Source organism: Rhizobium sp. UGM030330-04 (assembly GCF_003208455.1).
Taxonomy (GTDB): domain Bacteria; phylum Pseudomonadota; class Alphaproteobacteria; order Rhizobiales; family Rhizobiaceae; genus Agrobacterium; species Agrobacterium rhizogenes_A.
In genome coordinates this window covers 156,440-178,912 of record NZ_QKML01000010.1, presented here as the reverse complement: position 1 = coordinate 178,912, position 22,473 = coordinate 156,440, and the positions used below count along the sequence as shown (strand labels likewise).

Genomic DNA, 22,473 nt, shown 5'->3' with positions numbered 1-22,473 from the left:
CAGGTCACGTCGGCTTTCCAAGAGCTAAAGGCAGCTCTCAGTCGTCGGCCATCAGATATTGACGCTCGTAGCGCAGGCCAAGCCCTGTCAGCATCTCGTAGCCGATGGTGCCGGCCGCCCGTGCGGTCTCATCGACCGGCACATTCGGACCAAAAAGCTCGATATAGTCGCCGCTGCGAATGGCATTTGCCGGCACATCCGTGACGTCGAAGATGGTGAGGTCCATGGTCACGCGGCCAGCCACCGGCACCCTGTGACCGTTGACCACGCCATAGGCGCCGCCATGGCCCATTTCACGCAGGGGAATGCCTGAACCCGAGAGCGAACGCTGGTATCCGTCCGCATATCCGACGGATGCGATGGCAAGCCGGCTTGCACGCTTCAGCAGGAAGCTGCCGCCATAGCTGACGGTCTGGCCTTCACCCGCCTCGCGTATCTGGATGATCCGCGCCTCAGCCTTCGCCACAGGCCGCATGGGGTTGGCCAGGTCGTTGACCGCTTCGCCGCCATAAAGGGCGATGCCGGGGCGGGTGAGGTCAAAGTGATAGTCGGGGCCGAGAAAGATGCCGGCGGAAGCCGAGAGGCTTGATTCTATGCCTTCAAAAGCGGCGCTAACCTTCCGGAATGATTCGAGCTGGGCCCTGTTCATCGGCGAGGAGGGCGTGTCGGCGCAGGCGAGATGCGACAGAACCAGAACGGGATCGAAACTCGCCGGCCTTGTCACGTCGTCGGCCAGAAACAGGGCGTCGTCGAGCGGCAGCCCGAGGCGATTGAAACCGGTATCGACATGCAGCGCGCAGGGATGGTCGCCACGCTCGGCCACCGTCGCCATCCAGAAGGACAGCTGTTCCTCGGAGGCCAGCACTGGCACCAGATCATTGTCGAAGACCTGCCGTTCCTGGCCCTGCCAGATTCCTGAGAGCACGAAGATGCGCGCTTCCGGGGCATAGGAGCGCAGCGTCGCGCCCTCGGCCACCGTCGCCACGAAGAAATCCCGCGCACCGGCATGGTACAGGGTGGCGCCGCAATCCTCGATACCGAGGCCGTAAGCATCGGCCTTGACGACAGCCGCCGTCCGCGCCTTGCCGGACCGCTTCTTCATGTCCCGCCAGTTATCGGCCAGCGCGCCAAGATCGACGGTCAGCCTCAACGGTGCGTGCTCGAAAGCGTCGGTTTCTGTTTCGGCGAAAGTCTCTTCGAAGTCGTCTGTCATGCCATGCGTCCGGTTGATGGGAACTGCCCGAACCCTAGCACTTTTGTTCAAGACGGTAAGGATGGAATGCTCTAAACTTCGTTCATGCACAATGTTTCGCAGGAACAGGCCATAGATGTCATGCCGATTGCCGCGACGGAAACCACGCGTTTCTGGCGTGACGGGCGTTTCGGCGGCATGGAGTGCCTGAGTGCGACGTTTCTCACCCATGAATATTCGCCGCACGCGCATGATACCTTCTCGATCGGCGCGATCGAAAGCGGCTCGCAGATTTCCACCATCCAGGGAACCACGGAACAGACAGGGCCGGGGCATCTCTATCTCATCAATCCGGACGAGATACATGACGGCGCGCCGGGCGGCGGCGGTTATCGTTACCGGATGATCTATCCTGACACGGCGCTGCTGCGCGACGTTATCGAGGATGTGACGGGCAGGGCTTTTCACGGCACGCCGTCTTTCCCGAAATTCCTGCCGCGCGATCCGCAGATGGCCGCCGCCTTTCAGGTGGCGCATCGGCGGCTGGAGGCGAAATCCGGTGCGCTGGAAGCGGATGAGGGCATGTTTTCGGTTCTCGCCACCCTGTTCGGCCGGCACGGCAGCGCCATCATCCTGCCTGTGGAAACCCGTGAAAGAACGGCGGTCCATGCCGCCCGGGACTATCTTTACGACCACTATGAAACCGATATCGGCCTTGAGGAGCTGGCCGCCATCGCCGGCCTCAGCCGCGCGCATCTCATCCGTGCCTTTCGCAGGGAATTTCATATCACGCCGCATGCCTATCTGACGGATGTACGCATCCGCAGGGCACGGAGCCTCCTGCGCGCCGGTGAGACACCGGCCGAGGTGGCAGCGATGTGCGGTTTTGCCGATCAGGCGCATTTCACCCGGCATTTCAAGGCGCGCACCGGCATAACGCCGGGGCAGTTCCGGGCGGCGTGATTCCGCGCACCTTTCCTTCTCGATGTCACTTTCGTTCAAGACCGGACGGCGTCCCGGGCGTAATCGCTCTCTTCTGAAAGGGAGAATGCGATGTCCATATCGGAAAAACGCGCCGAATTTACCGCGGGGCTGAGGGCTGCTGCCCCATTGCTGGTCGCCATGGTGCCGATTGGCGTGGTGTTCGGTGCAGTTGCCATTGGCAAGGGCCTGTCGCCCCTCGAAGCCTCGCTGATGTCGCTCCTGGTCTTTGCCGGCGGCTCGCAATTCGTGGCGATGGATTTATGGACGCACCCGGCAAGCTGGAGCGCGCTCGGCTTTGCGGCGCTGCTGGTCAATCTGCGCCATGTGCTGATGAGCGCCTCCATTGCCGGCAAGCTGGATGACTTCAGGGGCTGGCGGAAATATGCGGCCATGCTGGTGCTGACGGATGAATCCTGGGCATTGTCAGAATTCCGCGTCATCGCCGGCAGGTTGACGGCGGCATTCTTCACCGGCGCGGCGCTGTCGATCTATCTCGTCTGGAACCTTGCGACCCTTGCCGGCGCACTACTCGGTTCGGTCGTGGGGGATATGTCGGTCATTGGTCTCGACTTTGCCTTTCCCGCCGTCTTCATCGTCCTGCTCATGGGCTTCTGGAAGGGCAGGGAAACCGGCTTCGTGCTTCTGGCAAGCGCGTCCGCTGCCTGTCTCACCCACGCGCTGGTTCCCGGCGCCTGGTACATTGCCGTCGGCGCGCTGGCCGGGCTTGCTGTCGCCGCTTTCGGCCATGGGGAGCAGGCGGAGCAGCCGGCATGACGCTCGACCCGAATACCCTGCTGACGATCCTCGCCATGATGGCGGCAACCGTCGCCACCCGGCTTGGCGGCCTGTTGCTGGTCAGTCATTTTACCCTGACGCCGCGCCTGAAAAAGGCGCTCGGCGTGGTTCCTCCCGCCGTCCTGATGGCCGTGGTCACCCCGACGGCGCTTGCCACCGGGCCGGCGGAAACCATCGCCTGCGCAATCACCGCCGTCGCGGCGCTGCGCCTCAGCCTTCTGCCCGCCGCCACGCTCGGTGTCGCGGCCGTGGCGCTGCTGCGCGGAATCGGATTGTGAGGCAATCCTGTCAAAGCGTTGAAAAGATTCCGCGTCGGGAACCGGACGGGGCGCAAATTCATTCCATGCGGAATATTGAATGTGAACGGACGACGATAACCCGGACTTGAGTGAGCACTTCCGAGCCGTTATCCAATGCCTGCCGTATCTTTCAAGCAGCGCCGGGCGGGAGAGAGTGATGACAGGCAATCGTGAAGTTGCATTCGGACCGCTTTCCCGGATCTATGCCGAAGACCTGAAGACGTCATGGCCGTCCATCACCTTTTTGCTGCTGACGATCCTGCTCGGCTCTGTCCTCGCCACCGCCGGTCCCTATGTGTTTTCCCGCCTGATCGACGATCTGCCGAACGCGCCGCTGCAATGGATGCTCGGTTTTTCGCTCTATGCGGGCCTGACGGCACTGGCGACGGGTATTCAGCGCTCCACGCAATATATGTCGGTCATCCATTCGGAACGGCTGGAATATGTCGCGACGACGCGCTTCTTCGAGCGCATCGTCCATAAACATCCGTCGTTCTTCAACGATCACAACCCGGCGGAGATTCAGGCTGCGCAGACAAGGGGCGCTTCGGCTGCCTCGGCGATCATGCAGATCGGCCTTATTTATTTCGTTCCGGGCATCGCCACGTTTCTGTTCAGCACCCTGTTGCTGGGAACTGTCCTCAGTGCGGATCTGGTCGCCATCGTCATTGTTTATGGTGCGGCCTTCATCGCGCTTACGCTTGCCTCGAACCGCCTGACCACGCCTTTTCTGGAAAAGGCCATTGAAGCCGGGCAGGGGAATGCCGGTTTTGTCGGCAATGCCATCGGCATGATCGAGCCTTTGCGGCACACGGGCAGCACTGCATGGATGAAACGCCGGTTCGCGGACAATGCAGGCTCGATCTATCGGAACTGGCGGCTTTATTCCCTGCGGCGGATCGGCTTTGTCTTCACCATCTCGCTTGCACTCGTCGTGCAGATGGTCATCGGCTTTTATCTGCTGTTGCCGCGCCATGAGGCGGGAGATCTCTCGATAGGCGATATCGTTCTCTTCAACACGCTTCTGCTTCAGCTCAACATGCCTTTTGAACTGATCGGGCAATCGATCAGCGAGGCGGTCCGATCCTTCGCCCAATTCGCGCCCTATGCCCGCATGTGGAACGAGCCAGCAGAGGAGGAACTTCCAAACACCCGCCCGCTGCAGCTGTCGGGCAAGGCGATTGAGTTTGATCAGGTGGGTTTTCGCTACGAAAACGGTCGCGGCGTCGAAGGTGTTTCTTTCACTGCAGCGCCGGGACGTCTGACCTTCATCACCGGCGAGACCGGCTCCGGAAAATCGACACTCTTCCGGCTTCTACAGAAAACCATGGCGCCGCAGTCCGGTCGCATCACCATCGATGGCACCGACCTGACCGCCATCGGCCGGGATGACTGGTTTGCCGTTGCCGGCATTGTTCCGCAGGAGGTGCAATTGCTGAACGATACGTTGCGCAGCAATATCGTGCTTGGGCGGGTGCTGGATGAGGAAAAACTGCGCCGCTCGGCCGAGCGCGCCGCCATACTCGACCGGATAGAGGCGATGCCGGAAGGTTTCGATACGATTGTCGGCGAAAGGGGGCTGAAGCTCTCCGGCGGCGAACGTCAGCGGGTTGCGATTGCCCGCGCGCTTTATGGCGAACCGTCCATTCTGCTACTCGATGAGGCAAGTTCGGCGCTGGACGAGGAGACGGAGCGGGAAATCATGGACCAGTTGAGACGGGTCGACAGCGATATCACCATCATCGCCATCACCCACCGCCAGAGCAGCATCCGCACAGGCGATCAGGTCGTCGCTTTACCAGGCAGGGCACCGGATGAATCGGCTTCTGAGGGGGCGGTGCCAAGCCATTGAAATGATTCCGCCCCATCCTGAAACCGGACGGGGCGGTGTTCTTTCAGCGATAGCCTGTGTGGCCGTGTGTCAATGCTCTTCGTACTGGCTGAAGGACGGGTCGGCCAGATCGGCGAAGCGGGTGAATTCGGACTGGAAGGCGAGTTTCACCGTGCCGGTCGGTCCGTGACGCTGCTTGGCGATGATGACGTCGGCCGTGCCCTTCACCTTGTCGAACAGGGCTTCCCATTCGGCATATTTCGGGTCTGCTGGATCGCGCGGCTCCATGTTCTTGACGTAATATTCCTCACGGAACACGAACAGCACCACGTCGGCGTCCTGCTCGATGGAGCCGGATTCACGCAGGTCGGAAAGCTGCGGACGCTTGTCTTCGCGGCTTTCCACCGCACGGGAGAGCTGTGACAGCGCGATGATCGGGACGTTGAGTTCCTTGCCCAGCGCCTTGAGGCCCGTGGTGATCTGGGTGATTTCCTGCACGCGGTTTTCGCCGCTCTTGCCGGAGCCGGTCATCAGCTGAACGTAGTCGACAACAAGCACGTCGAGGCCGCGCTGGCGCTTCAGGCGGCGGGCGCGGGCGGACAGCTGGGCGATGGAGATGCCACCGGTCTGGTCGATGTAAAGCGGCACCTTCTGCATCATCTGGCTGCAGGCGACGAGTTTTTCGAAGTCGGACTCGGTGATGTCACCACGGCGGATTTTCGAGGAGGACACTTCCGTCTGCTCGGAGATGATACGGGTCGCCAGCTGTTCGGACGACATTTCGAGGGAGTAGAAGCCGACGACGCCGCCGTTCTTGGCCTTGTACGACCCGTCCGGCTGCACTTCCTGCTCGTAAGAGGCGGCAATATTGTAGGCGATGTTGGTCGCAAGCGAGGTCTTGCCCATACCCGGGCGACCCGCGAGAACGATAAGGTCGGAACGCTGCAGGCCGCCCATGCGGGCGTCGAGCGAATGAATGCCGGTGGAAATGCCGGAGAGATTGCCGTCGCGTTCGAAGGCCGCGCCCGCCATGTCGATCGCCAGCGCCACGGCATCGTTGAAGGACTGGAAGCCGCCGTCGTAACGGCCGGTTTCCGCCAGTTCGAACAGGCGGCGCTCAGTGTCTTCGATCTGCGCCTGCGGCGGCATGTCGAGCGGCGCGTCATAGGCGATGTTGACGACATCCTCGCCGATCTGGATCAGCGCGCGGCGCAGCGCCAGATCATAGATCGCGCGGCCGTAATCTTCCGCGTTGATGATCGATACGGCTTCAGCGGCCAGACGCGCGAGGTACTGCGCCACCGTCAGGTCGCCAATCTTGTCGTCGGCCGGCAGGAAGGTCTTGATCGTCACTGGATTGGCGGTCTTGCCCATGCGGATGATATCGCCCGCCACCTCGAAGATCTTGCGATGCAGGGGCTCATACAGATGCACGGGCTTCAGGAAGTCCGACACGCGATAATAGGCGTCGTTGTTGACGAGGATGGCGCCGAGCAGCGCCTGTTCGGCCTCGATATTGTTTGGCGCTTCGCGGTAGTGCGGTTCCGCCGGCTGCGCGGGGGTGATCTTTCTCACAGCGTCGTTCATGGTTTGCGCGATCTCCCTTTGCCTTGTCCTTACACTTCGGGTTTGGCTTCCTGGGGCATGGCAGTCAATGATATTGTTGCAACACTATGCGGCAGGCTGACGTCCGCTCTGTAAAGCTGGATCACATCTTCAGTTGTCCCCAGCAATCCACAGGCGGGGCGGGGACAGGGCGCCGGGATTTTCCGGCAACGTGATTCGCTGCCATGAGTTTACCGCATGGCAGACCCGGCATGAAAGAAACTTGAAAATCGTCAGGCTTGCGAATAAATAGGCAGAAAATAAGTAGTGTGCTAATTATAAGGCTTACTTCGAATGTCTCGCGAAACCGACAAGGAACAGCTTCTCGACGAGGTTTCCGCTTTTACCCGCAAGCTGCGCGCGTTTTTTGATGCGCGGGTAGGGGAAAGCGGGCTGACGCTTGCGCGTGCGCGTGCGCTTTTTGCCCTGTCGCGACGGGGGCCGCTGACGCAGACGGAGCTTGCCGAGGAAATGGAAATCGAAACCCCGACGCTGGTGCGGGTGCTCGACGGTATGGAGAAACAGAACCTCATAGAACGCCGCTCCGACGAAAACGACCGCCGCGCCAAACGCATCCACATGACGGAAGAAGGTGAGAAGACCTCCGGCACGGTGCAGGCGGTGGCAAAGACGCTGCGTTCGGAAATCACCGCCGACATCTCCTCGCAGGATCTGGCGATGGCGCTCGATGTGATGCGCCGTCTTTCGGCCAATCTGCAAAATCTCGCGGCGGGGAGGGCGCAGTCGTGAGCACTGTCTTGCCGCAGGCCACGGACGAGGCGGTTTCCGAAAAAGATGTGCCCGCCGCCGGGCCTGAAGACGCTGTAGCTGCCTCTCGGACGGTGAGCGACGCCGATGGCGATGCGACTGCGCCGGAACCTGCCGCAGCGGCTGCGCCGCAGCCGGTTGAGCGGCCGGTATGGCTGAGGCTGTGTTTCATCTTTGCGGGCCTGTCATTCTTCATTACCCAGGGTCTGGGCATGAACCTCGTCATGGCCAATATCTACCAGTTGCAGGGTGAGTTCTCCGCCACGGTGGCCGAAGTGGCCTGGCTTTCCGCCGCCTATATGGCGCCCTATGCCACGTTTTCCATCGCGCTCTTCAAGATCAGGGCGCAATATGGCCTGCGGCCCTTTGCCGAACTCTCGATCATCGCCTTTGTGGTCGCTTCCTGTCTCAACCTGTTCGTGACCGACCTGCATTCGGCCATCGTCATCCGCTTCGTCAGCGGCATGGCGGCGGCGCCGATTTCCTCGCTGGGCTTTCTCTATATTCTGGAGGCCTTTCCGCCGGCACGGAAATTCTCGCTCGGTTTCAGCATCGCGCTGACCGGCACGCTGCTGTCGGCGCCGATCGCGCGTATCGTCTCGCCCTCCCTGCTGGAAATCGACGGCTGGAACGCGCTTTATTCCATGGAAGTGGGATTTGCGCTGATTTCCTTCGCGATGATCTACGTCCTCAAGGTTACGCCGCCGCCGCGTGCGAAAGTCATCGAGCGCATGGATATCTTAAGCTATCTGCTGTTTGCGGGCGGCCTCGGTTGCCTCGCGGTCATGCTGACGCTCGGCCGGTTCTACTGGTGGTTCGAAACGTGGTGGCTGGGCGTGCTTCTGGCAACGTCGATCGCACTTTTGACCCTCATGGCCTTCATCGAACTGCCGCGCAAGAACCCGCTGCTCGACCTGCGCTGGATTTTCTCGAAAACCAACCTGCATATCATTGCGGTGCTGCTCGTCTACCGCGCCGTTTCCTCCGAGCAATCCTCCACGGCGGTCAGCTTCTACCAGCAGCTCGGCCTGCTGAACGACCAGACCACCACGCTTTATGCGCTGGTGCTGCTGGCCACCGTGCTTGGCGGTGCGGCCTGCGCCTGGCTGATGCTGACGAAATATGTCGATACGGCCCATGTGATCGCGCTGACGCTGATTGCGGCCGGTTCGTTCATGGACAGCCAGTCCACCAATCTGACGCGGCCGGGTGAGATGTATCTCAGCCAGATGATGATCGCCTTCGGCGCCGCCATGTTCCTGCCCCCGGTCATGTCCAAGGGATTTGCCGCAGCACTTGCCAGAGGCGTGCCCTATCTGGTGAACTTCATCACCATCTTCCTGTTCACGCAGATCACGGGTTCGATGTTGATGACGGGACTGCTCGGCAGCTTCGTGACCCTGCGTGAGAAGTTCCATTCCAATGTTCTGGTGGAAAATATCCTGCTCACCAATCCCCTGGTTGCCCAGCGCGTGTCGCAGCTTTCCGGCGCCTACAGCCACGTCATCACCGATCCGGCGCTGCTGAAGGCAGAAGGGCTTGCGCTGCTTGGCCAGCAGGTCAGCAGGGAAGCCTATGTGCTGGCCTATAATGACACCTTCCTGCTGATCTCAGTCGTTTCGGCGCTGGCGCTTGTCGCGCTTTTACTCCACCTTGCCTGGATGCGCATCCGTCCCTTCCTCCTCCGGAGTGACATCGATGCCGCGCCGGCACCACAGTCTTGAACCTTCCAAGAGTGACACAATGCTGAAGAAGTTTTTTACCCCCGTTTCCATTCTCGTGCTGCTCGGCGGTCTCGCCGGTGTCGCGCTGGTGCTTTATGCGTGGCGGCTGCCGCCGTTTCTCTCCACCGTCGAAATGACCGACAACGCCTTTGTGCGCGGTTACGTCACGACCATGAGCCCGCAGGTCAGCGGTTATGTCGTGGATGTCCCGGTAAAGGACTATCAGGAGGTCAAGCAGGGCACGCTGCTGGCGAAGATCGATGACCGCATCTACCGGCAGAAACAGGCGCAGGCGGCTGCCACGCTCGATACGCAGAAGGCGGCGCTGGATAATTCCCGCCAGCAGGAAAATGCCGCCAATGCCAACATCCTCTCCAGTCAGGCGGCGGTCGACAGCGCCGAAGCCTCGCTGAAGCAGGCGCAGCTTGCCTCCGACCGGCAGGATAATCTCATCAAAAGCGGGGTCGGAACCTCCAGCCTGCAGGAAGAGGCCCACGCCGCGCTTGAAAAGGCGCGGGCGTCGCTGTCGCAGGCCAAAGCCGCCCTTGAGGTCTCGCGTCAGGATCTGCAGACGATCATCGTCAACCGCAGCTCCCTGCAGGCCGCTGTCGCCAACGCCGAGGCCGCGGTCGAACTCACCAAGATCGACCTCGCCAATACCGAAATCCACGCGCCCGTGGACGGCAGGCTCGGCGAAGTCGGCGTGCGCACCGGCCAATATGTCACCGCCGGAACGCAATTGATGGCCGTCGTGCCGCATGATGTCTGGGTCATCGCCAATTTCAAGGAAACCCAGCTGGCGGGCATGCAGGTCGGCCAGCCGGTGACGATCTCGGTGGATGCCCTGCATCGCCGCAAGCTTACCGGCCATGTGGAGCGGTTCTCGCCCGCCACGGGTTCGGAATTCGCCGTCATCAAGCCGGACAATGCGACGGGCAATTTCGTGAAGATCGCCCAGCGCCTCGGCGTGCGGATCGTGATTGATCCCGACCAGCCGCTTGCGGTGGAGCTTTCGCCGGGCATGTCGGTGGTGGTGCATGTGGACAAGAGCGTGGCGCCTGATGGAGCGGAGACGGCGGCGAAGTAGTGGGAACGCTCGACGAGCGTGGTTACCCCCCTCTGTCCTGCCGGACATCTCCCCCTCAAGGGGGGAGATCGACTCGCGGTCAGGTCTCGCCCATCTCAACAGTTGTGAATGAAGTGGTGGTAGCGCCTCCTGCCGATCTCCCCCCTTGAGGGGGAGATGCCCGGCAGGGCAGAGGGGGGTATTCCTCCGCGAATTCAATCCAAAAAAAAACCCCGGATGTCTCCATCCGGGGTTTTCCTTTGACCGTTAAGCCAGATCTTATTCGTCGTCGCCGTCGCGGTCTGCTTCCGGATCGAAGAAGTCTTCCGGACGCAGCGCGTCTTCGTCAACGCCGTAGATGGCGTCGGCGGAGGTGAGGCTTTCGCCCTTGGACTGGCGTTCAGCTTCTTCGGCGGAACGGGCAACGTTCAGCTCAACCTGCAGCTCGACTTCGGCATGCAGGTGAAGGGTAACGTTGTGCAGGCCGATGGTCTTGATCGGCGTGTTCAGTTCAACCTGGTTGCGGCCGATGTTGAAGCCTTCTGCGCCGAGGATTTCGACGACGTCGCGGGCAGCAACAGAACCGTACAGCTGACCGGTTTCGCCAGCCGAACGGACGACGATGAAGGACTTGCCTTCCAGAGCCTCGGCAACCTTCTGGGCTTCCGACTTGCGCTCGAGGTTGCGGGCTTCGAGCGTTGCGCGCTCGGTTTCGAAACGGGCCTTGTTGGCGGCGTTGGCGCGCAGCGCCTTGCCCTGCGGCAGCAGGAAGTTACGGGCGTAGCCGTCGCGAACCTTGACGGTTTCGCCCATCTGGCCGAGCTTGTTGATGCGTTCGAGAAGAATGACGTCCATCTTCTTGATCCTTTCTATGGTTTGGTTTCGTTCGTATTGTCGGTTTTCCGCGTCGGAGTAAGAGAGATCGTGCTGCGCACGTCGCTCAGGCCGAACACGAGAATGATGAACAGCGGAAAGACAAAGACCGCTGAGAGATATGCGAGAATGAGAACCGGCAGACGCCAGTCCTTGCCGCGGGCGCGCTTGTGCAGCGAGGCGTAACCCGCCATCAGGAAGCCCGCGCCGAAGGTGCCGCAGATGACCGCGCCGACCATGGCCGCGACGCCGCCGAGGAACATGGCGACGATGCCGGCCAGAAAAATGAAGATGGCGTTGCGGTGCATGCGCAGCGCGGAAGCGATATCCTCACGCGGGCGAAGACCCTTGCCGAAGGAGCCGACCAGCCGGGTCGCGAAATAATAGGCCGCAAACAGCAGGATGACCCACAGGCCGCCCTGAACGATCGGCAGCATCAGCACCAGCAGCGATTTCGTCTGGGCGAGCGCCTCGGCATTGGGTTCGAACAGCGGCTCGCGGTTCTGCACCGAGGTCATCATGATATCGACCATGCGGGCAACGAGATCGGGACCGTAACCGATCATCCAACCGAGAATGACAACGGCGAGGGAGACCAGAATGCACAGGTGCAGGACGATGCCGGAGAGCGGATACCAGGCGAGCAGATCATCCGGGCCGCCGAGTTCGGAAGCCGGGCGCGCCAGATTGGAAAGATGCGAAAGCCAGCCCGCCGGGATCAGCGTGAAGATGGCGATGGTCAGCGCAAACAGCGGCGACATGACGAGAGCGCCGATGATGGCCGCGGTAATGATCGCGACGATGGCGGCGCGGTTGCCCCAGCCCATGCCTGCAATCAGGATCGGCATGGCGGAACCGGCATAGAGCAGGAAGGAAAAGGACGACTGTGCCGTTGCGCCAAGCGTCAAAAACGCGGCGCATATGCCGGCGAGAACGCCGGAAATCAGCACTGTCTGGTTCAACTTTTGCACTTCGCTGTCCTGCTGAAACGAAAGCAGTTAGAGGATCGCTCCTTAGGAGCCTCATCCCCAACATGGGTTTTATGGTATCGATCCGCGCCCAACGCGGAAGGATTTGAACTCGCAACCTACTGATTAAAAGTCAGTTGCTTCAAAGGAGAAAACGAGGCCGCGCCAAGACGCAGCCTCGCTTCAATTCATTACGCTACGACGTAGGGCAGCAGGCCGAGGAAGCGGGCGCGCTTGATCGCCTGGGCGAGTTCGCGCTGCTTCTTCTGGGAAACGGCCGTGATGCGGGACGGAACGATCTTGCCGCGCTCGGAAATGTAGCGCTGCAGCAGACGTACGTCCTTGTAGTCGATCTTCGGAGCGTTTGCGCCGGAGAAGGGGCACGTCTTGCGACGGCGGTGGAACGGGCGGCGTGCCTGGGAAGAGGATGCGTCAGCCATTGGTCAAAACTCCTTCTTATGCACGGTCTTCGCGCGGACGGCGCGGACGGTCTTCGCGGTCGCCGAAGCCACCTTCGCGCGGTGCGCGGGGGCCACGATCTTCACGCGGGCCACGGTCCGGACGGTCGCCATCGCGGCGCGGACGGTCGTCACGGTCGCGCTTCTGCATCATCGCGGACGGGCCTTCTTCGTGGGCTTCGACGGCGATGGTCATGTAGCGAAGAACGTCTTCGTTGATGCGCATCTGGCGCTCGACTTCATGGATGGCGGCCGCCGGAGCGTCGATGTCCATGAGAGCGTAGTGAGCCTTGCGGTTCTTCTTGATGCGGTAGGTGAGGGACTTCAGACCCCAGTTCTCGATGCGTCCGACTTTGCCGCCGAACGATTCGATAACGCCCTTGTACTGCTCGACAAGTGCGTCAACCTGCTGGGCAGAAATATCCTGCCGGGCAAGGAAGATGTGTTCGTAAAGAGCCATTTAAGCTTTGCCTTTCTTGCGTTTCGTCCTTCACCCGGCAACGGCGCTAAGCCTCAACGACTGCTCTTGGGTGAGGCGGTGAAGCCTTAAAGCAAGAAAAGCGTTGTTCGAGACGGTCGAGAGCGGAGACACGGGAGGCCGGAAAAACCTTATGGTTCCTGCTGTTCCGTCACCGGAACCAGCCCTCCGTTCAGCCACCAGCCATAAGACCGGGTGTTGTGAACAGCGCGCTTATACGGATTTTTGCCCGGAATGCAAGGGCAAGGGGCGAAAAAGCGCGCCGTCCGGTTGTCAGATCGCCATCGGATATTGCCGGTGGATCGCCGCGATCCCCTTCAGCACGTCATCCGACAGCGTCACGTCGGCGGCGGCAATATCCACCTTCAGCTGTTCCATCGTCGTCGCACCGATGATGACTGACGCCATGAACGGACGGGTCAGGCAAAACGCGATGGCGAGCTGTGCCGGGTCGATCCCATGGGCCGCGGCAAGTTCCAGATAGGCCCTGACGGGGGCTTCCTGAAGCGGTTGCAGGCGGCCGCCGAGATTGCTGTTGATGCTGCCGCGTGATCCCGCCGGGCACGCGCCATTCTGGTATTTGCCGGTCAGCAGCCCCGCCGCCAGCGGCGAATAGGAAAGCAGGCCGACATCCTCGTGATGGGCGACTTCAGCCATGTCGAGATCGAAGCTGCGATAGAGCAGGTTATATTCGTTCTGGATGGTGGCGACGCGCGGCAGGCCGCGGGCCTCGGCGATGTCGATATATTTCTGGGTGCCCCAGGCGCTTTCGTTGGAAAGGCCGATGGCGCGGATCTTGCCGGCCTTCACCAGCTCGCCGAGCGTGTCGAGCTTTTCGGTGATTTCGGCGAGCGTGCGCTCCTTGTCCTGGCCGGAGGCGTCGAAGCTCCAGACGCCGCGGAAATGATAGGTGCCGCGATTCGGCCAGTGGATCTGGTAAAGGTCGATATAATCCGTCTTCAGGCGCTTGAGGCTGGTGTCGACAGCCTCGCGGATGGCGGCGGCGTCGATATCACGGCCGCCGCGAATATAATCGCGCCCGGAACCGGCGACCTTGGTGGCCAGCACGACCTGATCGCGCTTGCCGGTCTTTTCGAACCATGTGCCGATATAATCTTCCGTCCGGCCCTGCGTTTCGGCGGAAACGGGGGTGGTGGGGTAAAGTTCTGCCGTGTCGAAGAAATTGACGCCGTTTTCGACGGCGTAATCCATCTGCGCATGCGCCTCGGCTTCGGTGTTCTGTGTGCCCCACGTCATCGTGCCAAGGCAAATTTCGGACACGGAAATACCCGTGCGGCCCAATAGTCTCTGTTTCATGGAAATGTCCCGGTGCTAGGCGAGATGGTTTGAAAGGTGGCATGAAAGTAATGGGGAATTGCCGCAGTGCAAGAAAAAATATGATGAAAAGACAGGGGAAAACAGCACGGCAAAACCTCGGAGAAGGGCCTGCCATAGGGCCTCAAGCCTTGACTTCGCTTCCGGGAATGTGAATGGAAGTCGCAGGAATAAAGGCAAGGCCAGAAAAGAAGGACCACATCCCATGGGTATTGCATTCACATTTCCCGGTCAGGGAAGCCAGGCTGTCGGCATGGGCAAGGAACTCGCCGATACCTATGTCGAGGCGCGTGCCGTGTTCGAGGAAGTGGACGAGGCGCTTGGCCAGAAGCTTTCCGATATCATGTGGAACGGCCCGGAAGAGACGCTGACGCTGACGGCCAATGCCCAGCCGGCGCTGATGGCCGTATCCATGGCGGTCATGCGGGTTCTCGAAGCGCGCGGTTTCAAGCTTTCGGATGCCGTCTCATATGTCGCGGGCCATTCGCTCGGCGAATATTCGGCGCTCTGTGCCGCCGGCACCTTCTCGGTTGCCGATACGGCGCGTCTTCTTCGCATCCGCGGCAACGCCATGCAGGCTGCCGTGCCGGTGGGCGAGGGCGCCATGGCGGCGATCATCGGGCTGGAGCATGACGCGGTTTCGGCAATCTGCGAGGAAGCCGGCATTCTTGGCGTCTGCCAGATCGCCAACGACAATGGCGGCGGCCAGCTCGTCATTTCCGGCGGCAAGGCGGCTGTCGAAAAGGCGGCGGCAATCGCCTCCGAAAAGGGCGCCAAGCGCGCCATCATGCTGCCGGTTTCCGCCCCATTCCACTCCGCGCTGATGGCGCCGGCGGCGGACGCCATGCGCGAGGCGCTGGCCAAGGTCGAAAAGAAGGCCCCTGTCGTGCCCGTCATCGCCAATGTGCGCGCCGCGCCGGTTTCCGATGCCGACGAGATTGCCGCCCTACTGGTCGAACAGGTGACGGGTCAGGTGCGCTGGCGCGAAACGGTTGAGTGGTTCGCCGCCAACAATGTCACGCAGCTTTACGAGATCGGCTCCGGCAAGGTGCTGACGGGCCTTGCCCGCCGTATCGACAAGACGGTGAACGGCGTTGCCGTCAACGGCGCTGCCGATATCGACCAGCTTCTTGCCACCCTCATCGGCTGAGACGGATACTCCGGCTGCCGCATTCATCGGGCGCAACAGCGCTGAACATTTTCAGTCCGAAGCTCTAAAGAAGGAATAGGACATGTTTGATCTGACAGGCCGCAAGGCTCTCGTAACCGGCGCGACCGGCGGCATCGGCGAAGAAATCGCCCGCCTTCTCCACAGCCAAGGCGCAACTGTGGGCCTGCACGGCACCCGCGTTGAAAAGCTCGAGGCGCTGGCGGCGGAACTTGGCGATCGCGTCAAGATATTCCCGGCCAACCTTGCCGACCGCGCCGAGGTCAAGGCTCTCGGCGAAAAGGCCGAAGCCGAGCTGGAAGGCGTCGATATCCTCGTCAACAATGCCGGCATCACCAAGGACGGCCTCTTCGTGCGCATGAGCGACGAGGACTGGGACAACGTCATCGAAGTGAACCTGACCGCGATGTTCCGCCTGACGCGTGAGCTGACGCACCCGATGATGCGCCGCCGTTTCGGCCGCATCATCAACATCACCTCCATCGTCGGCGTCACCGGCAATCCCGGCCAGGCCAACTATTGCGCCTCCAAGGCCGGCATGATCGGTTTTTCGAAGTCGCTGGCCCAGGAAATCGCCACCCGCAACGTCACCGTCAACTGCGTGGCGCCGGGCTTCATCGAAAGCGCCATGACCGGCAAGCTGAACGACAAGCAGAAAGAAGCCATCATGGGCGCCATTCCCATGAAGCGCATGGGAACCGGTGCCGAAGTGGCGTCGGCCGTTCTTTATCTGGCTTCCAATGAAGCCGCCTACATGACCGGCCAGACCCTGCACGTCAACGGCGGCATGGCAATGATCTGACGGCGCCATCAGCCGTTGTGAAAAGGATTGCGGCGCGATTTCAGTACCTTCTTGGGTAGCTGGCGCCGCAAGGCCCCGGATGCCGGTTTCCGGCGAAATAGCCTGTCATACGCTGTGCTTAGCGCGTTTTCAGGCTTTTCGACCGATTGAAACCGTGTTAAGCGGGCCAAGACTGTGAACAGTCGTCCCGGAGAGACAGGAAGCCGTTGCGATTTTGCGTGACGATGTCTAGCTTGGACCGGGTTGAACGGGTTTGCCCGCAGTGCCGGATTTGAACGGCGCATGAGGGCTTCTAACAGGGCAGGGTGCCGCGAGGCATTCCCTTCAAAATAAAGGTCGAGGAAACCGACATGAGCGATATCGCAGAACGCGTAAAGAAAATTGTAATTGATCATCTTGGCGTTGACGCCGACAAGGTTGTCGAAGGCGCCAGCTTCATTGACGATCTGGGCGCTGATTCGCTCGACACCGTTGAACTGGTCATGGCTTTCGAAGAAGAATTCGGCGTTGAAATTCCCGACGACGCAGCGGACTCGATCCTGACCGTTGGCGACGCCGTCAAGTTCATCGAAAAGGCCCAGGCCTGATCGACCTTCATCGGGAAGGTGAAATATCTTCCCGTCTTGGCCCGGCTTGTCCGGGCCAATGTTTTATAGAGAGACGGTACGCGCCCGAACGGGTGTGTGTCCCGTAGATTGCATTGATTTCCGGCCCCGAGGCGGTGCCCGGCAAATAATGCGGACATTTGAAATGCTGCAGCATCCCGTGAGCGTCACCCCTGTGATGTCCGGCGTTGCAGAAAGACCGATGATTTGGATAAGGGCGGAGCATTGGCGATGAGGCGTGTCGTTATCACCGGTACCGGCATGGTATCTCCTCTTGGATGTGGAACGGAAGTCACCTGGGAAAGGCTGCTCGCCGGCCAGAATGGTGCCCGTCTCGTAACTGAGTTCGAAGTCGAGGACCTGCCCGCAAAGATCGCCTGCCGCATTCCCGTCGGCGATGGCTCCAATGGCACCTTCAATGCCGATGACTGGATGGAGCCCAAGGAACAGCGCAAGATCGATCCATTCATCCTGTACGGCATGGCCGCCGCCGACATGGCGCTTGCCGATGCAAACTGGCATCCGGAAACGGATGAGGACCAGATTGCCACCGGCGTGCTGATCGGCTCCGGCATCGGCGGTCTGGAAGGCATTGTCGAGGCGGGTTATACGCTGCGCGACAAGGGCCCGCGCCGCATTTCACCATTTTTCATTCCCGGTCGTCTGATCAACCTCGTATCCGGCCAGGTTTCCATTCGCCACAAGCTGCGCGGACCGAACCATGCCGTGGTGACGGCCTGCTCGACCGGCGCGCACGCCATTGGCGACGCCGCCCGGCTGATCGCGCTTGGTGATGCCGATGTCATGGTTGCCGGCGGCGCCGAATCGCCGGTCTGCCGCATCGCGCTTGCCGGCTTTGCCGCCTGCAAGGCGCTTTCCACCCAGCACAACGACAATCCGGAAAAGGCCTCGCGCCCCTATGACCGTGACCGCGACGGTTTCGTCATGGGCGAGGGTGCGGGCATCGTGGTTTTGGAAGAGCTGGAACATGCCAGGGCGCGCGGCGCGAAGATTTACGCCGAAGTCGTCGGTTATGGCCTTTCCGGTGATGCCTACCACATCACGGCGCCCTCCGAAGACGGCGAAGGCGCCTATCGCTGCATGTCGATGGCTCTGAAGCGCGCCGGTCTCACACCTGACGATATCGACTACATCAATGCCCACGGCACCTCCACCATGGCCGATACGATCGAGCTTGGCGCGGTCGAGCGGCTTGTCGGCGAATCGGCCTCGAAGATCTCCATGTCTTCCACCAAGTCGGCCACCGGCCATCTTCTCGGTGCGGCGGGTGCCATCGAGGCGATTTTCGCCACGCTTGCGATCCGTGACAACATCGTTCCGCCGACACTGAATCTCGACAATCCCGATGTCGAGACGAAGATCGATCTGGTGCCGCACAAGGCGCGCAAGCGTCAGGTTAACGTGGCGCTCTCGAACTCCTTCGGCTTCGGCGGCACCAACGCCTCCCTCGTGCTGCGCCGTTACGAAGCCTAGGCATGTCTTCCGAAACCGGGCAGCGGTTTTGGGGTGAGGACTTGCGTAAACCAGAATCCAGATCGCGACGGATTTGCCGTCGCGATGGCGCCCGCGCAGCAAACCGCCTCGGGTTGTTGCGGCTCTCTCCCGCCGGGTGCTGAAAGACAGCGCTCTTTCCTTTGAAGAACGCCTTGCGGCCTGCGAAAGCCATTTCGATTTTCGCGCCGATATTGTAGTCGTCTATGGGAGGTGGTTTGCCGGTTTCGGGATGATTTTCCCGCCACGGGCGGATTGCAGATCGCAGACGGCTTTACCTGACCGGCTCCGCCAGCAACGATGTTTCGCGGGGCCGGAAAAGAGGCATTCACAATGTCTCTATGTGGTGCAGGAAGATATTCCGAACCTGTTTTTGCCGCATTACCTGCGCAAAAAGCGCTGACAACGCCGAACTGAAAAGGACCGACGGTGAGCGACACGAACCAGAACAGCCAGGGACCATACGGACGAGACGGTGGAGGCGAGGGCAATCGCGGCCCGATCATTCCGAAATCCCCGACCGAGGCGCTGCGCCCGGAAAAGGTGCCGGCCCCGCCGAAGCGCTCCCGCAAGGCCCATGGCCAGCTGGTGATCTTCCTGAATTTTCTGATGACGCTTGCGGTCGCCGTCTGTGTGCTGGCCATCGCCGCCTTTTATTACATGATCAATGCGTTCCAGGAGCCCGGTCCGCTTCAGACGAACACCCATTTCACGGTGCGCAACGGTGCCGGCATCATCGAGATTGCCAATAATCTCGAGCGCAACGACGTCATCTCCAATGCCCGTGTTTTCCGCCTGATGACCGGCAGCTACCTGCAAAAGGACCAGACGCTGAAGGCGGGTGAATATGAGATCAAGGCCGGCGCGTCGATGAAGGACATCATGATGCTGCTGGAATCCGGCAAGTCGATCCTTTATTCCGTGTCGCTGCCGGAAGGTCTGACCGTCAAGCAGATGTTTGCACGTCTTGCCGCGGACGAGGTACTGGACGGCGAATTGCCATCGGCCCTGCCGGCGGAAGGCAGCCTGCGCCCGGATACCTATCGCTTTACCCGCGGCACCAAGCGCGAAGAGATCATCAACCAGATGAGTGCGGCGCAGGACAAGCTGATCGACATGATCTGGGAACGGCGCGATCCCGACCTGCCGATCAAGACCGTCGAGGAATTCGTGACGCTTGCCTCGATCGTCGAGAAGGAAACCGGCAAGGATGACGAGCGCGCCCACGTCGCCTCCGTTTTTTATAACCGCCTGAAGAAGGGCATGCGCCTGCAGTCCGACCCGACGATCATCTATGGTCTGTTCGGCGGCGACGGCAAACCGTCGGACCGGCCGATCTACCAGTCGGACCTGCAGAAGCAGACGCCGTTCAACACCTATGTCATCAAGGGCCTGCCGCCGTCTCCCATCGCCAATCCGGGCCGCGCGGCGCTTGAAGCCGTCGCCAATCCATGGCGCACGGATGACCTTTATTTCGTTGCCGATGGCACGGGTGGCCATGTCTTTGCGAAGACGCTGGACGAACACAACGCCAATGTGCGCCGCTGGCGCAAGATCGAGGCGGAAAAGGCGGCAGCAGGCGCCAATCCCGATGTGGCCGTGGATGGCCAGCCGGGTGGCGCAGAGGCGGAAAAGCCGGCCAACAACTGATAATCGTGACCGGGCCTTGTCATCGCAAGGCCCGGTTTCGCAGGGCATGACGGGGGGAATCTGGATATGACATTGCAATCGATGACCGGCTTTGCGCGCAGCGAAGGAACCTCCGGCCGTTACCGCTGGGCGTGGGAATTGCGTTCGGTGAACGGCAAGGGGCTCGATATGCGCCTGCGTCTGCCCAACGGTCTTGAAGCGCTGGAAACCGGCCTGCGGGAAATCGCGGGCGAGCATCTCTCCCGTGGCAATATACAGGCGGGCCTGACGCTGACGATTGCGGAAAACCGGCTGGAGGCCGTCATCAACCGCGATGCGCTTGCTGCGGTTCTGGCGCTCAAGAAGGAACTTGGTGATGTCGTTGACGACAGGCCGTTGAGTTTCGATACGCTGCTTACGCTGCGCGGCCTTGTCGATTTCCGCGAGGCGGAAGACGACGCAGAGGCGCAGGCGAGACGCAACGGCGATGTGCTGGCCGGTTTCGCGGCCGCCGTCGAGAAGCTGAAGGATATGCGCGAGCGGGAAGGGGCTTCGCTGTTTGCCATCCTGTCCGGCCATATCGACCGGATCGAGCAGCTTGTAGACGTGATCGAGAGCGATCCTTCCCGTCAGCCGGATCAGATCGCGGCAAGGCTTGCCCAGCAGATTGCCCTGATCGGTGATGGCATGCACGGGCTTGATCGCGACCGTCTCCATGCCGAGGCGGCGTTGATCGCCACCAAGGCGGATTTGCGCGAAGAGATCGACCGCCTGCGCGCGCATGTGCAGGCGTCGCGGGAGCTTTTGACGAATGGCGGGCCTGTCGGCCGCAAGCTCGATTTTCTTGCACAGGAATTTAACCGCGAGTCGAATACAATCTGTTCCAAATCGAACGCCAGTGCGGTAACCGCAGCAGGCATAGAGCTGAAAGTGGTTATCGACCAATTCCGCGAGCAGGTCCAAAATCTGGAGTAGACCCCATGGCCCCGGTGAATGATTCTCCCGTCACGATTGCCCGCAGAGGGCTGATGCTGGTGATTTCTTCACCATCCGGCGCGGGTAAATCCACGATTGCCCGCAACCTGCTCGACAAGGACAAGAATATCGGCCTCTCCGTCAGCGTCACGACGCGTCCGCGCCGCCAGAGCGAGATTGACGGCATCCATTACCATTTCATCTCCACGCGTGAATTCGAGCGCCTGCGCGACAGTGACGCGCTGCTGGAATGGGCGGAAGTTCACGGTAATTTTTACGGCACGCCGCGTGGGCCAGTGGAAGATGCCATGGCCGCCGGCCGTGACATGCTGTTCGATATCGACTGGCAGGGTGCGGAGCAGCTGCAGGACAAGATGAAGGCCGATGTCGTGTCGATCTTCATCCTGCCGCCGACGATGACCGAACTGCAATCGCGCCTGCACCGCCGGGCGGAGGACACCGAAGAGGTCATCAAGACGCGCCTTGTCAATTCCCGCGCCGAAATCGAGCACTGGCGCGATTATGACTATGTCATCCTCAATGATGACCTGCAGGCCGCCTTCGAAGCCGTGGAAGCCATCGTGAAGGCCGAGCGCGTCCGCCGCGACCGCCGCCACGGTATGTTCGATTTCGTGCGGGCGTTGCTCGAGGAAGAGCCGAAGCTCTGATGGAAGGTAGCCTCTGGCTACCGGCCCCAAAATCTTGAAATCGAAGCGGTTCGGCGTTATGTATATCCCGACAGGATATACGAGGCTCTGACAATGGCTACGTCAACGGTTTTTATAAGCAATCGCAGTCAAGCTGTGAGGCTACCCAAGACGGTGGCTTTTCCTGATGACGTGCATAAGGTCGATGTTCTGAAAATCGGTCTCGCGCGTGTTATAGTGCCGCAGGGAAAGCGCTGGGACGACCTCTTTCTGACCGGCCCACGTGCAACGGATGATTTTCTTTCCGCTCGCGAAGAGCCTGCATTGGATGAGCGCGAGCCCTTCTGATGCTCACATATATGCTCGATACCAATATATGTATCTATGTGATGAAGACTTATCCTCCGGAGCTGCGGGAGAAATTCAACGCCCTAGCAGATCAACTGTGTATCTCGAGTATCACACTTGGCGAGCTATATTATGGTGCTGAAAAATCTGTCCGCCGCCAGGAAAACATCATCGCCATTGAAAATTTTACCGCGCGTTTGGACGTTCTGCCTTTCGCCGACAAAGGCGCCGCACACTACGGCCAGATCAGGGCCGAGCTTGCCAAGGCTGGAACGCCGTGCGGCGTTCATGATATGCAGATTGGTGGTCATGCCCGTAGCGAGGGGTTGATCGTCGTAACCAATAATATGCGCGAATTCATTCGTATGCCGGGCTTGCGAGCCGAAAACTGGGTATAGTCTCAGAGCTTAG

Annotated in this window: 24 protein-coding genes; 17 read left to right on the top strand and 7 right to left on the bottom strand. The window is 60.7% G+C overall.

Annotated features, from left to right (window positions below):
- Window positions 1-37: 37 nt before the first annotated feature.
- Window positions 38-1,213 (bottom strand): alanine racemase, encoded by a 1,176-nt coding sequence (gene alr / locus N434_RS16725; RefSeq protein ID WP_110759342.1) that lies wholly within the window; start codon window positions 1,211-1,213, stop codon window positions 38-40.
- 84 nt (window positions 1,214-1,297) lie between these two features.
- Here alr and N434_RS16720 point away from each other — a divergent pair, with 84 nt between their 5' ends.
- The 4 genes from N434_RS16720 to N434_RS16705 all read left to right on the top strand — a co-directional run bounded on the left by N434_RS16720 (window position 1,298) and on the right by N434_RS16705 (window position 5,122).
- The gene (locus tag N434_RS16720; RefSeq protein WP_181424001.1) at window positions 1,298-2,155 is read left to right on the top strand and encodes an AraC family transcriptional regulator; all 858 of its coding nucleotides are present in this window, start codon (window positions 1,298-1,300) and stop codon (window positions 2,153-2,155) included.
- Between the two features lie 90 nt (window positions 2,156-2,245).
- Window positions 2,246-2,950: an AzlC family ABC transporter permease gene (locus tag N434_RS16715; protein WP_110759340.1), complete on the top strand. Its 705-nt coding sequence runs from the start codon at window positions 2,246-2,248 to the stop codon at window positions 2,948-2,950.
- Window positions 2,947-3,249 (top strand): AzlD family protein, encoded by a 303-nt coding sequence (locus N434_RS16710; protein WP_110759338.1) that lies wholly within the window; start codon window positions 2,947-2,949, stop codon window positions 3,247-3,249. The genes N434_RS16715 and N434_RS16710 overlap by 4 nt, the downstream gene beginning before the upstream one ends.
- A gap of 178 nt (window positions 3,250-3,427) precedes the next feature.
- Entirely contained in the window at window positions 3,428-5,122 is a 1,695-nt protein-coding gene (locus N434_RS16705; protein WP_110759337.1) for an ABC transporter ATP-binding protein, read from the top strand.
- Window positions 5,123-5,191: 69 nt separating this feature from the next.
- On the opposite strand, the gene N434_RS16700 is transcribed toward N434_RS16705, so the two are convergent.
- Entirely contained in the window at window positions 5,192-6,688 is a 1,497-nt protein-coding gene (locus tag N434_RS16700) for a replicative DNA helicase (protein WP_065115307.1), read from the bottom strand.
- Window positions 6,689-7,000: 312 nt separating this feature from the next.
- Between N434_RS16700 and N434_RS16695 the strand changes: the two genes are divergently transcribed.
- From N434_RS16695 to N434_RS16685, 3 genes are read left to right on the top strand one after another with little or no spacing between them, the layout of a single operon-like run.
- Window positions 7,001-7,456: a MarR family winged helix-turn-helix transcriptional regulator gene (locus N434_RS16695; RefSeq protein ID WP_065115308.1), complete on the top strand. Its 456-nt coding sequence runs from the start codon at window positions 7,001-7,003 to the stop codon at window positions 7,454-7,456.
- Window positions 7,453-9,198 (top strand): MFS transporter, encoded by a 1,746-nt coding sequence (locus N434_RS16690; RefSeq protein WP_065115309.1) that lies wholly within the window; start codon window positions 7,453-7,455, stop codon window positions 9,196-9,198. The genes N434_RS16695 and N434_RS16690 overlap by 4 nt, the downstream gene beginning before the upstream one ends.
- A 19-nt stretch (window positions 9,199-9,217) precedes the next feature.
- Complete coding sequence (locus N434_RS16685; RefSeq protein ID WP_110759335.1) at window positions 9,218-10,285, top strand: HlyD family secretion protein; 1,068 nt, start codon at window positions 9,218-9,220, stop codon at window positions 10,283-10,285.
- A 258-nt stretch (window positions 10,286-10,543) separates the two neighbouring features.
- Here the strand turns inward: N434_RS16685 and rplI are convergent, their stop codons facing one another.
- The 5 genes from rplI to N434_RS16650 all read right to left on the bottom strand — a co-directional run bounded on the left by rplI (window position 10,544) and on the right by N434_RS16650 (window position 14,358).
- Window positions 10,544-11,119 carry a 50S ribosomal protein L9 gene (gene rplI, locus N434_RS16675; RefSeq protein WP_065115311.1) on the bottom strand — a complete coding sequence of 192 codons (576 nt, stop codon included), beginning with the start codon at window positions 11,117-11,119 and terminating at the stop codon, window positions 10,544-10,546.
- A 14-nt stretch (window positions 11,120-11,133) separates the two neighbouring features.
- Window positions 11,134-12,108 (bottom strand): DUF2232 domain-containing protein, encoded by a 975-nt coding sequence (locus N434_RS16670; RefSeq protein ID WP_110759333.1) that lies wholly within the window; start codon window positions 12,106-12,108, stop codon window positions 11,134-11,136.
- A 188-nt stretch (window positions 12,109-12,296) separates the two neighbouring features.
- Window positions 12,297-12,545 (bottom strand): 30S ribosomal protein S18, encoded by a 249-nt coding sequence (rpsR, locus tag N434_RS16665; protein WP_003502063.1) that lies wholly within the window; start codon window positions 12,543-12,545, stop codon window positions 12,297-12,299.
- Window positions 12,546-12,561: 16 nt separating this feature from the next.
- Window positions 12,562-13,023, bottom strand: coding sequence for a 30S ribosomal protein S6 (gene rpsF / locus N434_RS16660; protein ID WP_003520723.1), 462 nt, complete (start codon window positions 13,021-13,023; stop codon window positions 12,562-12,564).
- 291 nt (window positions 13,024-13,314) lie between these two features.
- Entirely contained in the window at window positions 13,315-14,358 is a 1,044-nt protein-coding gene (locus N434_RS16650; protein WP_110759331.1) for an aldo/keto reductase, read from the bottom strand.
- A gap of 223 nt (window positions 14,359-14,581) precedes the next feature.
- Between N434_RS16650 and fabD the strand changes: the two genes are divergently transcribed.
- The 10 genes from fabD (at window position 14,582) to vapC (ending at window position 22,460) form a co-directional block, all read left to right on the top strand.
- A complete protein-coding gene (gene fabD, locus N434_RS16645; protein WP_110759329.1) occupies window positions 14,582-15,526 on the top strand; it encodes an ACP S-malonyltransferase in 945 nt (314 codons plus the stop codon).
- Window positions 15,527-15,608: 82 nt separating this feature from the next.
- On the top strand, window positions 15,609-16,346 hold the full coding sequence (fabG, locus tag N434_RS16640; RefSeq protein WP_065115315.1) for a 3-oxoacyl-[acyl-carrier-protein] reductase: 738 nt from the start codon (window positions 15,609-15,611) through the stop codon (window positions 16,344-16,346).
- Window positions 16,347-16,696: 350 nt separating this feature from the next.
- Window positions 16,697-16,933 carry an acyl carrier protein gene (locus N434_RS16635; RefSeq protein ID WP_003502080.1) on the top strand — a complete coding sequence of 79 codons (237 nt, stop codon included), beginning with the start codon at window positions 16,697-16,699 and terminating at the stop codon, window positions 16,931-16,933.
- 249 nt (window positions 16,934-17,182) lie between these two features.
- Window positions 17,183-18,445 (top strand): beta-ketoacyl-ACP synthase II, encoded by a 1,263-nt coding sequence (gene fabF / locus N434_RS16630; protein WP_065115316.1) that lies wholly within the window; start codon window positions 17,183-17,185, stop codon window positions 18,443-18,445.
- 136 nt (window positions 18,446-18,581) lie between these two features.
- On the top strand, window positions 18,582-18,866 hold the full coding sequence (locus N434_RS16625; RefSeq protein WP_110759328.1) for a hypothetical protein: 285 nt from the start codon (window positions 18,582-18,584) through the stop codon (window positions 18,864-18,866).
- Between the two features lie 26 nt (window positions 18,867-18,892).
- Complete coding sequence (gene mltG / locus N434_RS16620) at window positions 18,893-20,113, top strand: endolytic transglycosylase MltG (RefSeq protein WP_110759326.1); 1,221 nt, start codon at window positions 18,893-18,895, stop codon at window positions 20,111-20,113.
- 66 nt (window positions 20,114-20,179) lie between these two features.
- Window positions 20,180-21,067 carry a YicC/YloC family endoribonuclease gene (locus N434_RS16615; protein ID WP_110759324.1) on the top strand — a complete coding sequence of 296 codons (888 nt, stop codon included), beginning with the start codon at window positions 20,180-20,182 and terminating at the stop codon, window positions 21,065-21,067.
- A gap of 5 nt (window positions 21,068-21,072) precedes the next feature.
- Window positions 21,073-21,735 (top strand): guanylate kinase, encoded by a 663-nt coding sequence (gene gmk, locus N434_RS16610; protein WP_110759322.1) that lies wholly within the window; start codon window positions 21,073-21,075, stop codon window positions 21,733-21,735.
- Between the two features lie 93 nt (window positions 21,736-21,828).
- Window positions 21,829-22,062, top strand: a complete 234-nt coding sequence (gene vapB / locus N434_RS25495; RefSeq protein WP_146227660.1) for a type II toxin-antitoxin system VapB family antitoxin — start codon at window positions 21,829-21,831, stop codon at window positions 22,060-22,062.
- Window positions 22,062-22,460, top strand: a complete 399-nt coding sequence (gene vapC, locus N434_RS16605) for a type II toxin-antitoxin system tRNA(fMet)-specific endonuclease VapC (protein WP_110759321.1) — start codon at window positions 22,062-22,064, stop codon at window positions 22,458-22,460. The genes vapB and vapC overlap by 1 nt, the downstream gene beginning before the upstream one ends.
- The last annotated feature ends 13 nt before the right edge of the window (window positions 22,461-22,473 follow it).